Below are 13,797 nucleotides of genomic sequence, written 5' to 3'. Positions count from 1 at the left end.
TCTTATCCTTCGTTCAGGGCAGCAACCGCCGCCACAACATCTTCGGGCGTGCCCACGGCACGTGTGGCCACGCTGCGATCAACCCGTTTGACCATGCCGGACAAGGCTTTGCCCGCCCCGATCTCCCATGCTTCGGTCACTCCGGCAGCCGCCATCCACTGCACGCTCTCACGCCAGCGCACAGATCCGGTGACCTGTTCCACCAAAAGCGTCTTGATTTCATCCGCGTCCACCGCCTCGGCGCGGACGTTTGCAACCAAGGGCACCGCAGGGGCCACCATCGTCACATCTGCCAACGCGCCCGCCATGACCTCAGCCGCCGGGGCCATCAGGGACGAATGAAAGGGCGCGCTGACAGGCAGCAACATGGCCCGTTTGGCGCCCTTGGCCTTGGCAATCTCAACCGCGCGTTCGACCGCCGCCTTGTGACCGGACACCACCACCTGCGACGGATCATTGTCGTTGGCGGCCTGACAGACCTCGCCCTGTGCGGCCTCTTCCGCGACGGCGATGGCCTGTTCAAAATCCATGCCCAGCAGCACTGCCATGGCGCCCACGCCCACCGGCACCGCCTCTTGCATGGCCTCTCCTCGAATGCGCAGCAGCCGGGCGGTGTCTGCAATGCTCACTGCTCCGGCCGCAGCCAGCGCGGAATATTCGCCCAAGGAATGACCCGCCACAAAGGACGCCGCTTCAATCGTGACGCCCTCGGCCTCAAGCGCGCGCATGGCGGCCAGGGACGTGGCCATCAAAGCCGGCTGAGCGTTTCGCGTCAGGGTCAAATCCCCGATATCGCCCGTCCAGACCAGATCGGACAGTTTTTCCCCCAAAGCCTCGTCAACTTCGTCAAAAACGGCCTGCGCTGCAGGATAGGCATCCGCCAGCGCCTTGCCCATCCCGATGGTCTGGGCACCCTGCCCTGGAAAAACAAAAGCTCTCATGCGGCTTTCTCCCTTCTTGATTGCAGCAAGGGGTATAGCGACAGCCGGTGCGGCACAAGACATCTGAGGTCCGCATGCGCAAACGGCCCCTGAAACGGGGCCGCAAACTGAAATGTCCTTAGGCGTTAGGCCGCCAAGGGCCCCGACCATACCGCATCGCGGGGGCGGCCCGTCTGCAGCCCGCAGTCATGGGCGATCCTGCCCCGCAACGCGCCAAGGGTCGCAACTGCCCCGTCGCCGGCTGCGATGGTGCCGTAGCCTGAAATATCAACATGAACCTGCCCGAACCCGCTGTCGAAGTTGGATACGACAACCCTCACATCCGTCACCGCATCCAGTCCATGGCACGACAGGGCCGCGGGCGATCCGTAGATGCCGCCCGACACCTCCCGTATTTCGCCCGTCAGCGTGTCGATCTGAACCTTGATCCGGCGACAGCGCGCGGCCACCAGACCGGCCACCCCGGCAGAACAGATCAAAACCAGAGCGCCCAACCCCCGCGCCGCCGCATGCACATCAGGGGCCAGTCCCGCAGGCAACAGCATCAATCCCAAGGCGGCGGTGGCAAAAACCATGGCAGCAAACAGCGCGGTCAGGCGGATCACCGCCGCAGACCCCAGTTCGGCCTCCGACATGGCGATTTCATACCCCCAGAAGTGTTCCTTGATCTGGGGCTGAAGCAACGGTTTCGATGTGAGGCCGGACGTGGCGGTACTGATAAACGAAGACGTGTCTGGAATGGCTGTCATAGGGTGTCTCCTCTGTTCATCCCCAACCTGACGGCCAATCGGGGCCGAAAAAGGACAGCTTTGCGACCAATGATGGTTAATAAAGGGTTAATGACAGCGTCCCGTGGTCCGACCCGGCTCCCCAGGATGCCGTCCCTGATCAGCCCGGCGTCTTTCGCTTGATCCCCCGGCCCACATTTGTATAAGGCCCCATCGGTCCCGCGGTTATTTATGAACTGCGCAGTCTCTCGTGGGTGAGGGCGGGACCGTCTGCCTCGCCCTATGAAATGCGCCGAATATGACTGGAGTTACGCATGCCGCTTTATGAGCATACGTTTATTGCGCGTCAGGACCTGTCCAACACGCAAGCTGAAAGCCTCATCGAACATTTCTCCACAGTGCTGGCCGACAACGGCGGCAAGGTGGTCGAATCCGAGTACTGGGGCGTCAAGACCATGGCCTACAAGATCAACAAGAACCGCAAGGGCCACTACGCCTATTTGCGGTCCGACGCGCCAGCGCCTGCCGTGCAGGAAATGGAACGTCTGATGCGCCTGCACGACGATGTGATGCGCGTTCTGACGATCAAAGTCGACGAGCACGAGGAAGGCCCCTCGGTTCAGATGCAGAAACGTGACGAACGCGACAGCCGTCGCGAGCGCCGTTAATCCATCGCATAAAGAAAGGACTGTAAGTCATGGCTACCAAACCATTTTTCCGTCGTCGTAAGTCCGATCCATTTGAGGGCGAGAACGCCCCGAAGATCGACTACAAAGACACACGTACCCTGCAGCGCTACATCTCTGAGCGCGGCAAGATCGTTCCCTCCCGTATCACCGCAGTCGGTGCAAAGAACCAGCGTGCCCTGGCACGTGCGATCAAACGCGCCCGGTTCCTCGCCCTGCTGCCTTACGCTGTTAAGTAAAGGACCGACATCATGGATATCATCCTTCTCGAACGCGTAGCCAAGCTGGGTCAGATGGGCGAAGTCGTCTCCGTCAAGGAGGGCTATGCCCGCAACTTCCTGCTGCCCCAAGGCAAGGCGCTCCGTGCCAACGCGCACAACATGAAAGCTTTTGAAGACCAGAAGGCGCAGCTTGAAGCCCGCAATCTGGAAACGAAGAAAGAAGCCGAAGATCTGGCCGCAAAGCTGGACGGCGAAACCTTCATCGTGATTCGTCAGGCCTCCGACGGCGGCAATCTTTATGGCTCCGTATCCACACGCGACGCCGCAGATGCCGCAACCGAGGCTGGTTTCTCTGTGGACCGTGGTCAGGTTGCCCTGATTGCCCCCATCAAGGAACTGGGCATTCACGACGTGAACGTGACGTTGCACCCTGAGGTGTCCGCAATCATCAAGCTGAACGTGGCACGCTCCACCGAGGAAGCCGAACTTCAGGCCGCTGGTAAATCCATCGCTGAACTGGCCGCCGAAGAAGAAGCCGCAGCAGAATTCGAAATTCAGGAACTCTTCGATGACATCGGTGCCGCTGGCATGGATGATTTCGGTGACGACGAAGCCCCTGCCCCTGCAGCAGATGCCGAAGACGCCTCCGACGAAGACTGATCGTCTTTCCTCAGCTTACGACATTGGGCCGCGCAGGACATTGCGCGGCCTTTTTCGTTCAAATTGTTCCAATTCAGTCAAACTTAACCAGTGCCCCTTAGGAGGATGAAGGCAAGCCGAACTTTGGGGGATTGGACAAACAATGCAGCCAGTTGGATTAGTCGCACTCCGCGCGGGTGACGTTTTGTACGAACAGGGCGATCACAATACAGATGCCTTTGTCGTCGCCTCGGGTGAGGTGGTGATGTTCCGCACCGAACAGGGCAAACGCTATGATTGCGAAACGCGCGGGCGCGGCGCGGTGCTGGGCGGTCTGTCAGTGCTGACAAATCACCCGCGTTATGTCGGCGCGCAGGCGGTCACGGACACAATCGTTTTTCGCGTTGCGGCCAGCCATATTCTGAATGATTTCGACGCGATCAGCCCATTGTTGAGGGCGTGTGTAGAGACATCTATCGCCTTCAACGCGCGGTTGTCCTCGGTCAGCAGTGACACAGCTGCCGCCCCGCCCGCGGCCACGCCCAAGGTCAAAAACGCCGATGACCTGATTGAACGCTACAAGTTCGAAATCGACCTGCTTCGAAGCATCGCAAAATCGGAATTCTCCATGGTGTACCAGCCGATTGTCACCCTTCAGACCGGTGACATCGTAGGATTTGAAGCGTTGATGCGCTGGTGTCATCCCGAACGGGGCTTCGTGCCGCCGGATCAGTTCATCACGGTCGCCGAAGACCTCGGCGTGATAGGGTCGTTGACCGAATTTGCTTTGGTCGAAACCTGCAAGACGCTGAACAAGATTAAAGGGACACGCCAATCTGACAGGGATTTCTTCGCCTCGATCAACATCTCGGGCCACGACGTGGCGCGCCCCGGATTTGCCGCCCAGCTGACCGACATCCTGTCACGCCACGATATTGCACCCAACCTGATCAAGCTCGAGGTGACGGAAACCGCCTTTGTGCCCGACAATGAAGATGTCCTTGATAACCTGCACGGTATTCAGGGATTGGGCTGCGGGCTGTCCATTGACGATTTCGGAACCGGATATTCCAACCTTGCCCACCTCAAGACCATGCCTTTGTCCGCCCTGAAAATCGACCGTGCCTTCGCAGGGGATGCCCATTGTAACAGGGTGTCCGGCAGCATCGTGTCGATGCTCGTGGGCCTCGGCACCGCTCTTAATGTGGATATCGTCGCTGAGGGTGTCGAAACCGAAGTGGATGTGAAAGCCCTGTCCGATCTCGGCTGTTCGCTGGCTCAAGGGTTCTATTTTCACCGCCCCGCCAATGGACAGGATCTTCTGGGCCTACTTGGCGCGGGTCCGCGCAATCCCGAACTTGAAAGTGTGGCCTAACGGTCGAAGGTTTCGAGGATGACGTCACCTGAACATGCGGACGCCCCGCGTGACCCGATCCAGACCTGCAACGGACCATCCGAAGCGCTCCAGACCACAACTTCCTCACGGTCATTTGCCGTCTCACCAAAGTGCCACAATCCATCTGGCGACCGTACCGCCAGCAACGGGTCGCAAGGCGCTTGCGCCATCACCATCAGGATATGGGGTGCCAGACCGACCAGATCGAAGACCGCCGTCGGCGCGACAGGCAGGAACCCTTCGACCTGCTCTGGCACCGTCCCCTGCATTCTCCAGTCCGGACAGGGCGCAACCGCTTCGGCCAGAACATCTACGGGCCATGCCTGCGGCGCGATCAATTCTGGCCCCGTCGCGGAATATCGCGGCGCATCCAACGTCGGGTCAGGGCATGATGCCGACGCACTCGCGGCCAGACCGATAAAGAACAGGCTGAGTATTTTCATAACCCTATCCTAGACCACCGCTGGCTGGCGCGAAAACCCGTCGCGTCTGACAATTCCGTCAACACAACAAAGCCGCCCCCGGCATGGGGACGGCTCCGCCGGATTTTTCTGCGAAGTTACTGCGCCTGAATAATCAGGTTCGCATCGCAATAACCGCCATCATACGTGCCGACCCAAATGTCGATCTGTCCGCTCCGCGGCCGCGTCAACACAATCTGAGGGTCCAGATTTCCGGCATCATCATCGTCATAATACCACGTCGCGGTGCCCGTGTTGATCAGCAGCGCGCTGTCGCAGTTGCTGTTAACCCGCAGCACCAGACGGTTGCCTTCGATGTTGTTCGCAAAAATGCGGACATCCGGTGATGACGTAAAGTATCCCGCCCCCGTATCGGTCTGCGGATTCACGTTCGGGCAGTTCCAGACGTAATTATTGCCCCCCGCCTGAAGGCCAATACGCTGACCCGCGCGCATCTGTCCAAGCGACAGGTTGTAAGACCCGTAGTTGGGATCAAGGCTCCAGTTCGGGCACGCCTGTGCCGCCCCTGCCAAACCCACAAATGCGGCGACCGTAACCAAAAGTTTTTTCATTGTTTTTCCCCAAAATATAAAACGTGGCAAAAGATTAACCAGAAGGTCAAAACTTACCTAGGGAAAAGTTGTGCAGATCGGGTCAGGAATTCCGTAGTTTTCCTGCAATCCCTGCGTTAATAAAAAGGCCGCCCCAAAGGGACGGCCAAAAAACGTGTCGTAGGACGCGAATTTATTCTTCTTCCAAGGCCTCAACAGCCTTTTGCAGGTCATCCTTGGAGACCTCTTTCTCGGTCACCTTGGCGCCTTCGACAATGTGGTCAACGACCTTGTCTTCAAACAGGGGTGCACGAATCTGCTGCTGCATCTGCGGGTTCTGCTGCACAAACTCAAAGAACTGGCGCGCCTGATTGCCGTACTGCCGCGCCTGGTTCATCACCGCCTGGGTAAACTCTGCGTCGGACACCTGCACTTCGGCCTTCTGACCGATTTCGGCCAGCAGCAGGCCCAGTTTCACACGACGTTCGGCCAGTTTGACATGCTCGTCTGTCGGCTCGATCTCGGGGTGATCATGGCCCTGCACGTCTGGGTTTTCCTCGTGCCACAGCTGGTGCGCGATCTGGCCCGCCTCAGCCTCAACCAACGACGGGGGCAGCTCGAAGGATACGGCGTTGTCCAGCTCATCCAGCAGTGCACGCTTGGTGACGGCACGGGCCGCCCCTTTGTACTCATCTTCCAACTTCTCGGAGATTTGACCCTTCAGACCGGCCAGATCTTCGGCACCGAACTGCTTGGCCATCTCGTCGTCGATCTCGGCGGCTTTTGGTTCCTGCACATTGTGGATTTTGCATTCAAACACGGCTTCTTTGCCAGCCAGATGTTCGGCGTTGTAATCCTCAGGGAAGGTCACTGTGACATCTTTTTCGTCACCGGCTTTCACACCGATCAGACCCTCTTCGAAACCGGGAATAAACTGACCGGAGCCCAGAACCAGCGCGTGGCCTTCAGCGGCACCACCGTCAAATGCTTCACCATCAACTTTGCCCAAGAAATCAAAGATCACCTGATCGCCGTCTTTCGCTTTGGAGCCCTTCTTGCGGTCTTCAAAGTTCTGCGCGGTCTCAGCCAAAGAACCCAGAGCCTCTTCAACAGAGGCGTCATCAGCCTTCACCACCAGCTTTTCGAGCTTGATGCCAGAGAAATCGACCTCGGGAATTTCAGGCAGCTTTTCATAAGACACGGATACGACGACATCGTCGCCTTCTTTCCAGTCTTCGTTGGTCATCTTCATCTCGGGCTGCATCGCGGGGCGATCGCCGGATTCTTCGAGGTGCTTGTTCATGGCACCGTCCACAGCTTCCTGCATGGCTTCGCCCAGAACCTTTGGGCCAAACTGCTTTTTCAGCAGCGCCATCGGAACCTTACCCTTGCGAAAGCCCTTCATCTCGATCTCGGGCTGGGCTTCTTTGAGCTTGTCGTTCACCGCGGCGTCCAGCTCGGCGGCGGTCACGGTAATCTCATAGCCGCGTTTCAGGCCGTCGTTCAGGGTCTCTTTGACCGTCATGGGTATCGTCCTTTATATCTCACGTGCCCCGAAAATAGGGCAATTTGGTGCGGGTGAAGGGACTTGAACCCCCACGCCTTGCGGCGCCAGAACCTAAATCTGGTGCGTCTACCAATTCCGCCACACCCGCAGTATTTATAAGGGGACGGCAAAGCCATCCCCTTAAGTTGGGCGCGTCTTAGCAAAACGCGTCAGGGGATGCGAGAGGAAAACGCCCTGTCTGGACAGGTCTTTTGCACCGCTTCGTCATCGCACATCGCGTTGATTTCTCTGCGTTTGCGCCGTGGCGAAAAAGACTCACATCCCACGAATGCCCCGCAAAGATACGAAATATGTCCCACCAGTAACGTTTTGTTGCCATATTTCAGGTCAAACATTGAGCAGACATAAGCTGAGAGCGAGAAACGCCATGCACCTGGGACGTAATAAAGACTTTGAAGATCGCACAATCGTTGCGACACCCCTGAAATCCGCCAGCCGCCAGAATGTGGCAGGTCTGGCCGAAGGCACCACCGTCATGACACTGGATGGAGAAACGCCTGTCGAACGTTTGAAAGTTGGCGACCGCATCATCACCCGCGATGCCGGCATGTCTGTTCTGCGTGACATCCGCAGCACAAAGGCCAAAGTCGCCGCCATCCAGATCAAGGCCGGGTCTTTGGGCCACACGCGCCCCGAAGAAGATATGATTGTCGGCCCGGATACGCTTGTTCACATCCGCGACTGGCGCGCCAAGGCGCTTTTCGGCGCCGATGTGGCGACCGTGAAAGCCAAGCGTCTTATTGACGGTGAATTCATCTCCGAACGGGACGAAGTATCGATGATGACCTATGAACTGGTCTTTGACCGTCAACACATCATCTACGCCGACGGACTTGAAGTCGCCAGCACCAACGTCTGACGGCAGCACGCCTGAAAGGATCGTGCGCTGACGCGCGCCCCTTTATAGACGGCGGGGCTGCTGCGCCACGCCAGATACGCAGTCCCCTTGGGGCTGCGTTGCGCATTTGAGGGCTCTGCCCTCGCGCTGCGCGCTCACCCGAGGTATTTTGGAACCAGAGAAAGCGAAGGTGCCCCCGACCTGTTCATCCGGATGGCAGAGGCCCAAGCAGCAAGATTCACTTCTGCACACATTCTCGCCTAGCTGCCTAATTTTTGGGCAATGGCCACCAAAACCCCCTGCCTGATGTTGCGGCATCCCCCCCTTGAATTGAGCCCTGCCCCTGAAAATGGTCTCACGCATCCGAACGCATCAATTTAGGGGGGAGTCGGCCCATGAAGAAAATCGAGGCCATCATCAAACCGTTCAAACTGGACGAAGTTAAGGAAGCCCTGCAAGATGCTGGCATCCAAGGCCTGAGTGTCGTGGAAGTCAAAGGTTTTGGCCGTCAGAAAGGCCACACCGAATTGTACCGCGGCGCGGAATACGTTGTCGATTTTCTGCCCAAGGTGAAGATCGAAGTCGTTCTGGCCGATGAGCAGGTCGACGGCGCCATTCAGGCCATCATCACCGCAGCCAAGACCGACAAGATCGGCGACGGCAAGATTTTCGTATCCGACGTTGCGCAAGCCATCCGCATCCGGACAGGCGAAGAAGGCGACGACGCGCTTTAACGCGCGCTGTCTCACACCCAATCCATCCATTATTGACCAGGGGAAACTCAAGTAATGAAGAACAAAGATCTCGTGAAAATGATCGCTGACGAAGATGTCGATTACGTCGACATCCGTTTTACGGACCCGCGCGGCAAACTGCAGCACGTCACATTGTGCTCCGATCAGGTCGACGAAGACTTCCTTGAAGAAGGCTTTATGTTCGACGGCTCGTCCATTGCCGGTTGGAAATCCATCGACGAATCCGACATGAAACTGATGCCGGACACATCCAGCGCCTATATTGACCCGTTCTACGCGGAAAAGACGTTGTGTCTGCACTGCTCTATTGTTGAGCCGGACACCGGTGAAGCCTATGACCGCGACCCGCGCGGCACGGCCGAAAAAGCCGAAGCATACCTGAAATCCACCGGTATCGGCGACGTGGCCTACATGGGCCCAGAGGCGGAATTCTTCCTGTTCGACGACGTGCGTTTCTCCGTCGGCATGAACAAGGTGGGCTATGAAGTCGATGCCATCGACGCCGCATGGAACACCGATGCCGAATACGAAATGGGCAACACCGGCCACCGTCCGGGCGTCAAGGGCGGCTATTTCCCCGTCAACCCCATCGACGATGCTCAGGACATCCGTTCTGAAATGCTGTCCACGATGAAGCGTCTGGGCATGAAGGTCGACAAGCACCACCACGAAGTGGCGTCTTGCCAGCACGAACTGGGCCTGATCTTTGACAGCCTGACCAAGCAGGCCGACGAGCTACAGAAATACAAGTACGTCATCCACAACGTCGCCCAGGCCTACGGCAAGTCGGCGACATTCATGCCCAAGCCCATCGCGGGCGACAACGGCACCGGCATGCATGTGAACATGTCCATCTGGAAAGACGGCAAGCCATTGTTTGCAGGCGACAAATACGCCGACCTGTCTCAGGAAGCGCTGTATTTCATCGGCGGTATCCTGAAGCACGCGAAGGCGCTGAACGCCTTCACGAACCCGTCCACCAACTCCTACAAGCGTCTGATCCCGGGCTTTGAAGCCCCCGTTCTGCGTGCCTACTCTGCGCGCAACCGCTCCGGTTGTGTGCGTATTCCATGGACCGAAAGCCCCAAAGCCAAGCGCGTTGAGGCCCGTTTCCCTGACCCCGCAGCCAACCCCTACCTGTGCTTCGCAGCGCTGCTGATGGCTGGCCTTGACGGCATCAAGAACAAAATTGATCCCGGTGCGGCATCTGACAAAGACCTTTATGATCTGCCTCCGGAAGAGTTGGCTGAAATCCCGACGGTCTGCGCCTCCCTGCGCGAAGCGCTGGAAGAGTTGGAAAAAGACATGGACTTCCTGCTGGCCGGTGACGTCTTCACCAAAGACCAGATCGCAGGGTACATGGATCTGAAGTGGGAAGAAGTGTACGAATACGAACACACACCCCACCCCGTCGAATTCAAGCTGTACTACAGCTGCTAATTCGGACGACGACACAACACGAAGGGGCGCCCTCATGGGGCGCCCTTTTTGCATGAGCCGTCAAATCTGCGCGAAAATGAGACTATGACGCTCATTTACGCAAATTTCTGAAAATTGTTCGGGATTGGCCACAAACCAAGGGGTTTTTGCCCTATTTCCGTCGAAATTTCTTCCCGAACTTTCCTTGACGTTAACGTGATGTTGACCACATCGGATGACAGTAACGGCTCATGAGTAAAGTGAACCAGTACACCCCGCCGTCGTCGCCCTATCAATCCACTTACGGATTTGGATCCCATCGGGCCTGCAATGTGCCAGCTTCCGCAGTACGGAAAGGCGCATCCACCATGCCTCAGGCATGGCAGGCCCGTGGGGTCGCGACTGGCGGGGGATCTTTGCATTATGGCGACGACCCGCGCAGCTTTGCCGACATGATCAAGGATCCGGTCCGATGGTGCTTTTCAAACGCCGTTAAGGCCGCGACGACAATGGGTATCCTTTCGGCAGGCCTCTTGTATCTCGTCTTCTAGACCGCCCGCACCACCATGGTGTGAATAATAAAAGCGACAGCCCCCTCGCCCCCCAATCGCAACACCGTCTGCCTTTCGCTTCGGATGAAAGGATCGTCGGGGCCACCAACCGGGCGTTGATCCGCCTCTGCGCGGGGCTGGAACAAGGCGGGATCGCGATACCGCAACGCGTTCGCCCGCCACATGGGCTGCCCCCGTTTCACACCATCGAACAGCCTTTGAACCCGTCGGGCGATGGCGTCGTCATAATCGGGCACGGGTGTGTGGATACGGGTTAGCGGCTTGCCGATTTTTTCTGCCAAGGTCCAGCTGGCCGGAAAGCACAGCACGGCCCCCGTCAGAACATGCTCATCCCCCTGTTTTTGCAATATACAAACGTCCTGTTGCAAAAACCGGCCCACCGAAAGCAGCGGGGCGTTCCAGTCTAGGGCGACATCAGCCCCGTCAGGACACAGCACAGTATCCCCCGTCGTCTTGAACCCTTCAGGCAAAGCATCCAACGCCTGGGTCAAAAAATCGCGCGCGGCGGTCAGGCCTTCCGGGCACTGGCGATAGACATCCCGACGACGACCATCCAAAAGCCTGCGCCGTTCGGCCATTTGTGCGGCATAGGCCTCGTCCGTGCGCAGCCACGGTCCCCGCACCGGCTGCATGGACGGAAGACGCGCAGCCGCCCGGTCGAGTTGGTCGGCGGGCAAATGCGGGTGCAAGATACCCTCTTCTGACGTGTCCATTGTGACCGTTTCCCATGTCGTTTTCTGACCGGACAAGACATCCAAGCATGTTCCACCCTCACGTTAGCACCACAAAGGGAGGACAACCATGAACACCCACTACCGCGACACGCGCAAGATTGATCCCACCCGTGGTGCCACTTTGGGGGACGGCACCCCAAACGACGCCGACCGGATCGAGATTGGCCCCACACAGCTTGCGTTTCGGGAATGGGAGGCCGCGGGCCTCACCCTGCCCAACCTGTCCGCCATGCGGGACTTTCGCTGGCGGCGTTTGACATCGCACATCGTCGACCGCGGCTATGGCGGGTTGCTGATGTTCGACCCCCTCAACATCCGTTACGCCACTGACAGCACGAATATGCAACTGTGGAACACCCACAACCCGTTCCGCGCGGTTCTGCTGTGCGCTGACGGGTACATGGTCATCTGGGACTACAAGAATTCCCCCTTCCTCAGCACCTTCAACCCGCTTGTGCGCGAACAACGCTCCGGCGCGGATCTGTTCTATTTCGACCGTGGCGATAGGGTCGATGTGGCCGCTGACGTCTTTTCAAACGAGGTCCGTGCCCTGATCGAAACGCACGGCGGCGGCAACATGCGTTTGGCCGTCGACAAGGTCATGCTGCACGGGTTGCGCGCACTTGAAGCGCAGGGTTTCGAGATCATGGAAGGGGAGGAAGTCACCGAAAAATCCCGCGCCATTAAAGGCCCCGACGAAATTCTGGCCATGCGCTGCGCCAACCACGCCTGCGAAACAGCCGTGCGCGCGATGGAGGATTTCGCGCGGGGCCACGCCGGAAACGGCCGCACGTCCGAGGACGACATCTGGGCGGTTCTGCACACCGAAAACATTCGCCGTGGCGGTGAATGGATCGAAACGCGGCTTCTGGCCTCTGGCCCGCGCACCAACCCGTGGTTTCAGGAATGTGGACCGCGCATCACCCAGCCCAATGAAATCATCAGCTTCGACACCGATCTGGTGGGCAGCTACGGCATTTGTATCGACATCTCGCGCAGCTGGTGGATTGGCCCCGACAAACCCCGCCCCGATATGATCGAGGCGATGAAGCACGGCGTCGAACATATTGAAACCAATATGGAAATGCTGAAACCGGGTGTGAATATCGAAGACCTCAGCCGCAACACCCATGTGCTGCACGACAAATACCAGGCGCAGAAATACGGCTGCCTGATGCACGGCGTGGGGCTCTGCGATGAATGGCCCCTCGTGGCCTACCCCGACAAAATGGTCTCCGGTGCGTTTGATTACGAACTTCAGCCCGGCATGACCCTTTGTGTCGAGGCCTTGGTCGGCGAAGTCGGCGGCGATTTCTCCATCAAGCTCGAAGATCAGGTGCTGATCACCGAGGACGGCTATGAACGTCTGACGACCTATCCGTGGGATGCGGAATTGATGGGCGGCTAGGGCCAGGCGATCCGCGCCACAAGACCGTAGTGATCTGCACCCAACAAAGGGCGGGCAGACAGCACGCCAAGGCCGCCTGTCGCAAGGACATGGTCAATCCCCAAAGGAAATCCATAAAGCTCGAACGTGGCCACGCGCGGACCGACCCGCGCGGTGCCGGTCGCGCGCTCAATCGCTGCAACACTGCGCCCGTCCGCCACCATGTTGAAATCTCCTCCCACCACAGTCGGCCCATCCTCCAGCGGCGCCAGATCCGGCAGCAAATCCGCCACGTGCCGCGCCTGGTTATAGGGCCACGGCCAATGCAAGTGCAGTGACACAACCTGAACCGGCGTCCCGTTCACATCGGTCGCAGCCCGTGCAAATCCGGGCTGTGTCCCGCAGGTTGTTCCGGTCAAAGGCGTCTTCGACAAAATCGCGACAGCCCCGACACGATGACCGTTGCACAGCAGCTGATAGGGAAACGCCGCGCGCAAGGCCTCAAGCACGGGTTGATTGGCACGGCTGACCTCTTGCAGTGTCACAATATCAACGTCTTGCGCCAGAACGTCGGCAATGAAATCCGTGCGATCCGCAGGACGAAACTTCATGTTCTTTTGATAAACCGTCAAGGCCACAGACCCCTCTGGACCCGTCCAGTTCCACGCTGAAAAAACGGACACAGCAGCGGCCACTCCACAGACCAGCGCCGCCACACGGGCCGTCCTGCTGCGCCAGATGAACGCACAGATCGCCAGTGTCCCGGCAATCCAGACGGCGCGAAAGACAGCCAGACTGTCGCCGATAGGGTGCAGATCACCGGCGAATGACCCCACAACAACGCCAGCGCCCAGCACCGCCAATCCACGTCCAACCGTTTGCCACATCTTTCACCTCTCCGT

At 58.4% G+C, this 13,797-nt stretch carries 15 protein-coding genes and 1 tRNA gene; 8 read left to right on the top strand and 8 right to left on the bottom strand.

What is annotated here, in order from left to right:
* Positions 1–2: 2 nt before the first annotated feature.
* Together fabD and QZ653_RS02290 are read right to left on the bottom strand one after the other, a co-directional pair.
* Entirely contained in the window at positions 3–941 is a 939-nt protein-coding gene (gene fabD / locus QZ653_RS02295) for an ACP S-malonyltransferase (protein WP_296417351.1), read from the bottom strand.
* A 125-nt stretch (positions 942–1,066) separates the two neighbouring features.
* Entirely contained in the window at positions 1,067–1,690 is a 624-nt protein-coding gene (locus QZ653_RS02290; protein WP_296417350.1) for a hypothetical protein, read from the bottom strand.
* A gap of 293 nt (positions 1,691–1,983) precedes the next feature.
* On the opposite strand from QZ653_RS02290, the gene rpsF reads away from it, so the two are divergent.
* The 4 genes from rpsF to QZ653_RS02270 all read left to right on the top strand — a co-directional run bounded on the left by rpsF (position 1,984) and on the right by QZ653_RS02270 (position 4,590).
* On the top strand, positions 1,984–2,337 hold the full coding sequence (rpsF, locus tag QZ653_RS02285) for a 30S ribosomal protein S6 (RefSeq protein ID WP_296417349.1): 354 nt from the start codon (positions 1,984–1,986) through the stop codon (positions 2,335–2,337).
* Positions 2,338–2,366: 29 nt separating this feature from the next.
* The gene (rpsR, locus tag QZ653_RS02280) at positions 2,367–2,594 is read left to right on the top strand and encodes a 30S ribosomal protein S18 (RefSeq protein ID WP_049834805.1); all 228 of its coding nucleotides are present in this window, start codon (positions 2,367–2,369) and stop codon (positions 2,592–2,594) included.
* A 12-nt stretch (positions 2,595–2,606) separates the two neighbouring features.
* Positions 2,607–3,236: a 50S ribosomal protein L9 gene (rplI, locus tag QZ653_RS02275; RefSeq protein ID WP_296417348.1), complete on the top strand. Its 630-nt coding sequence runs from the start codon at positions 2,607–2,609 to the stop codon at positions 3,234–3,236.
* Between the two features lie 142 nt (positions 3,237–3,378).
* Positions 3,379–4,590 (top strand): EAL domain-containing protein, encoded by a 1,212-nt coding sequence (locus QZ653_RS02270; protein WP_296417347.1) that lies wholly within the window; start codon positions 3,379–3,381, stop codon positions 4,588–4,590.
* Here QZ653_RS02270 and QZ653_RS02265 read toward each other — a convergent pair.
* From QZ653_RS02265 to QZ653_RS02250, 4 genes are all read right to left on the bottom strand, one after another.
* Complete coding sequence (locus tag QZ653_RS02265) at positions 4,587–5,054, bottom strand: hypothetical protein (protein WP_296417346.1); 468 nt, start codon at positions 5,052–5,054, stop codon at positions 4,587–4,589. The two genes, QZ653_RS02270 and QZ653_RS02265, sit on opposite strands and share 4 nt — an antisense overlap.
* Positions 5,055–5,170: 116 nt before the next feature.
* Complete coding sequence (locus QZ653_RS02260) at positions 5,171–5,644, bottom strand: hypothetical protein (RefSeq protein ID WP_296417345.1); 474 nt, start codon at positions 5,642–5,644, stop codon at positions 5,171–5,173.
* Positions 5,645–5,816: 172 nt separating this feature from the next.
* Positions 5,817–7,148 (bottom strand): trigger factor, encoded by a 1,332-nt coding sequence (gene tig, locus QZ653_RS02255; protein WP_296417344.1) that lies wholly within the window; start codon positions 7,146–7,148, stop codon positions 5,817–5,819.
* Between the two features lie 45 nt (positions 7,149–7,193).
* Positions 7,194–7,278 (bottom strand) — tRNA-Leu (locus QZ653_RS02250).
* A gap of 279 nt (positions 7,279–7,557) precedes the next feature.
* On the opposite strand from QZ653_RS02250, the gene QZ653_RS02245 reads away from it, so the two are divergent.
* From QZ653_RS02245 to glnA, 3 genes are all read left to right on the top strand, one after another.
* A complete protein-coding gene (locus QZ653_RS02245) occupies positions 7,558–8,049 on the top strand; it encodes a Hint domain-containing protein (protein ID WP_296417343.1) in 492 nt (163 codons plus the stop codon).
* 374 nt (positions 8,050–8,423) lie between these two features.
* Positions 8,424–8,762, top strand: coding sequence for a P-II family nitrogen regulator (locus QZ653_RS02240; RefSeq protein ID WP_296417342.1), 339 nt, complete (start codon positions 8,424–8,426; stop codon positions 8,760–8,762).
* A gap of 54 nt (positions 8,763–8,816) precedes the next feature.
* Positions 8,817–10,223: a type I glutamate--ammonia ligase gene (gene glnA / locus QZ653_RS02235; protein WP_296417341.1), complete on the top strand. Its 1,407-nt coding sequence runs from the start codon at positions 8,817–8,819 to the stop codon at positions 10,221–10,223.
* Positions 10,224–10,749: 526 nt separating this feature from the next.
* On the opposite strand, the gene QZ653_RS02230 is transcribed toward glnA, so the two are convergent.
* Positions 10,750–11,487, bottom strand: a complete 738-nt coding sequence (locus tag QZ653_RS02230; protein ID WP_296417340.1) for a heme-dependent oxidative N-demethylase family protein — start codon at positions 11,485–11,487, stop codon at positions 10,750–10,752.
* A gap of 88 nt (positions 11,488–11,575) precedes the next feature.
* Here QZ653_RS02230 and dddP point away from each other — a divergent pair, with 88 nt between their 5' ends.
* Positions 11,576–12,916 (top strand): dimethylsulfonioproprionate lyase DddP, encoded by a 1,341-nt coding sequence (gene dddP / locus QZ653_RS02225; RefSeq protein ID WP_296417339.1) that lies wholly within the window; start codon positions 11,576–11,578, stop codon positions 12,914–12,916.
* On the opposite strand, the gene QZ653_RS02220 is transcribed toward dddP, so the two are convergent.
* A complete protein-coding gene (locus QZ653_RS02220; RefSeq protein WP_296417338.1) occupies positions 12,913–13,782 on the bottom strand; it encodes an endonuclease/exonuclease/phosphatase family protein in 870 nt (289 codons plus the stop codon). The two genes, dddP and QZ653_RS02220, sit on opposite strands and share 4 nt — an antisense overlap.
* Between the last annotated feature and the right edge of the window lie 15 nt (positions 13,783–13,797).

Origin of the sequence: Pseudooctadecabacter sp., assembly GCF_020627745.1 — a bacterium.
GTDB lineage: Bacteria > Pseudomonadota > Alphaproteobacteria > Rhodobacterales > Rhodobacteraceae > Octadecabacter.
This window is presented reverse-complemented; position numbering and strand designations above follow the sequence as displayed.

What these genes read in the sequence shown, in the direction of transcription:
- QZ653_RS02260 (WP_296417345.1), bottom strand. Translation starts at nt 5,644, where the DNA reads ATGAAAAAACTTTTGGTTACGGTCGCCGCATTTGTGGGTTTGGCAGGG.
- rpsF (WP_296417349.1), top strand. Translation starts at nt 1,984, where the DNA reads ATGCCGCTTTATGAGCATACGTTTATTGCGCGTCAGGACCTGTCCAAC.
- QZ653_RS02230 (WP_296417340.1), bottom strand. Translation starts at nt 11,487, where the DNA reads ATGGACACGTCAGAAGAGGGTATCTTGCACCCGCATTTGCCCGCCGAC.
- glnA (WP_296417341.1), top strand. Translation starts at nt 8,817, where the DNA reads ATGAAGAACAAAGATCTCGTGAAAATGATCGCTGACGAAGATGTCGAT.
- QZ653_RS02240 (WP_296417342.1), top strand. Translation starts at nt 8,424, where the DNA reads ATGAAGAAAATCGAGGCCATCATCAAACCGTTCAAACTGGACGAAGTT.
- QZ653_RS02290 (WP_296417350.1), bottom strand. Translation starts at nt 1,690, where the DNA reads ATGACAGCCATTCCAGACACGTCTTCGTTTATCAGTACCGCCACGTCC.
- rpsR (WP_049834805.1), top strand. Translation starts at nt 2,367, where the DNA reads ATGGCTACCAAACCATTTTTCCGTCGTCGTAAGTCCGATCCATTTGAG.
- QZ653_RS02220 (WP_296417338.1), bottom strand. Translation starts at nt 13,782, where the DNA reads ATGTGGCAAACGGTTGGACGTGGATTGGCGGTGCTGGGCGCTGGCGTT.
- QZ653_RS02265 (WP_296417346.1), bottom strand. Translation starts at nt 5,054, where the DNA reads ATGAAAATACTCAGCCTGTTCTTTATCGGTCTGGCCGCGAGTGCGTCG.
- dddP (WP_296417339.1), top strand. Translation starts at nt 11,576, where the DNA reads ATGAACACCCACTACCGCGACACGCGCAAGATTGATCCCACCCGTGGT.
- fabD (WP_296417351.1), bottom strand. Translation starts at nt 941, where the DNA reads ATGAGAGCTTTTGTTTTTCCAGGGCAGGGTGCCCAGACCATCGGGATG.
- QZ653_RS02270 (WP_296417347.1), top strand. Translation starts at nt 3,379, where the DNA reads ATGCAGCCAGTTGGATTAGTCGCACTCCGCGCGGGTGACGTTTTGTAC.
- tig (WP_296417344.1), bottom strand. Translation starts at nt 7,148, where the DNA reads ATGACGGTCAAAGAGACCCTGAACGACGGCCTGAAACGCGGCTATGAG.
- QZ653_RS02245 (WP_296417343.1), top strand. Translation starts at nt 7,558, where the DNA reads ATGCACCTGGGACGTAATAAAGACTTTGAAGATCGCACAATCGTTGCG.
- rplI (WP_296417348.1), top strand. Translation starts at nt 2,607, where the DNA reads ATGGATATCATCCTTCTCGAACGCGTAGCCAAGCTGGGTCAGATGGGC.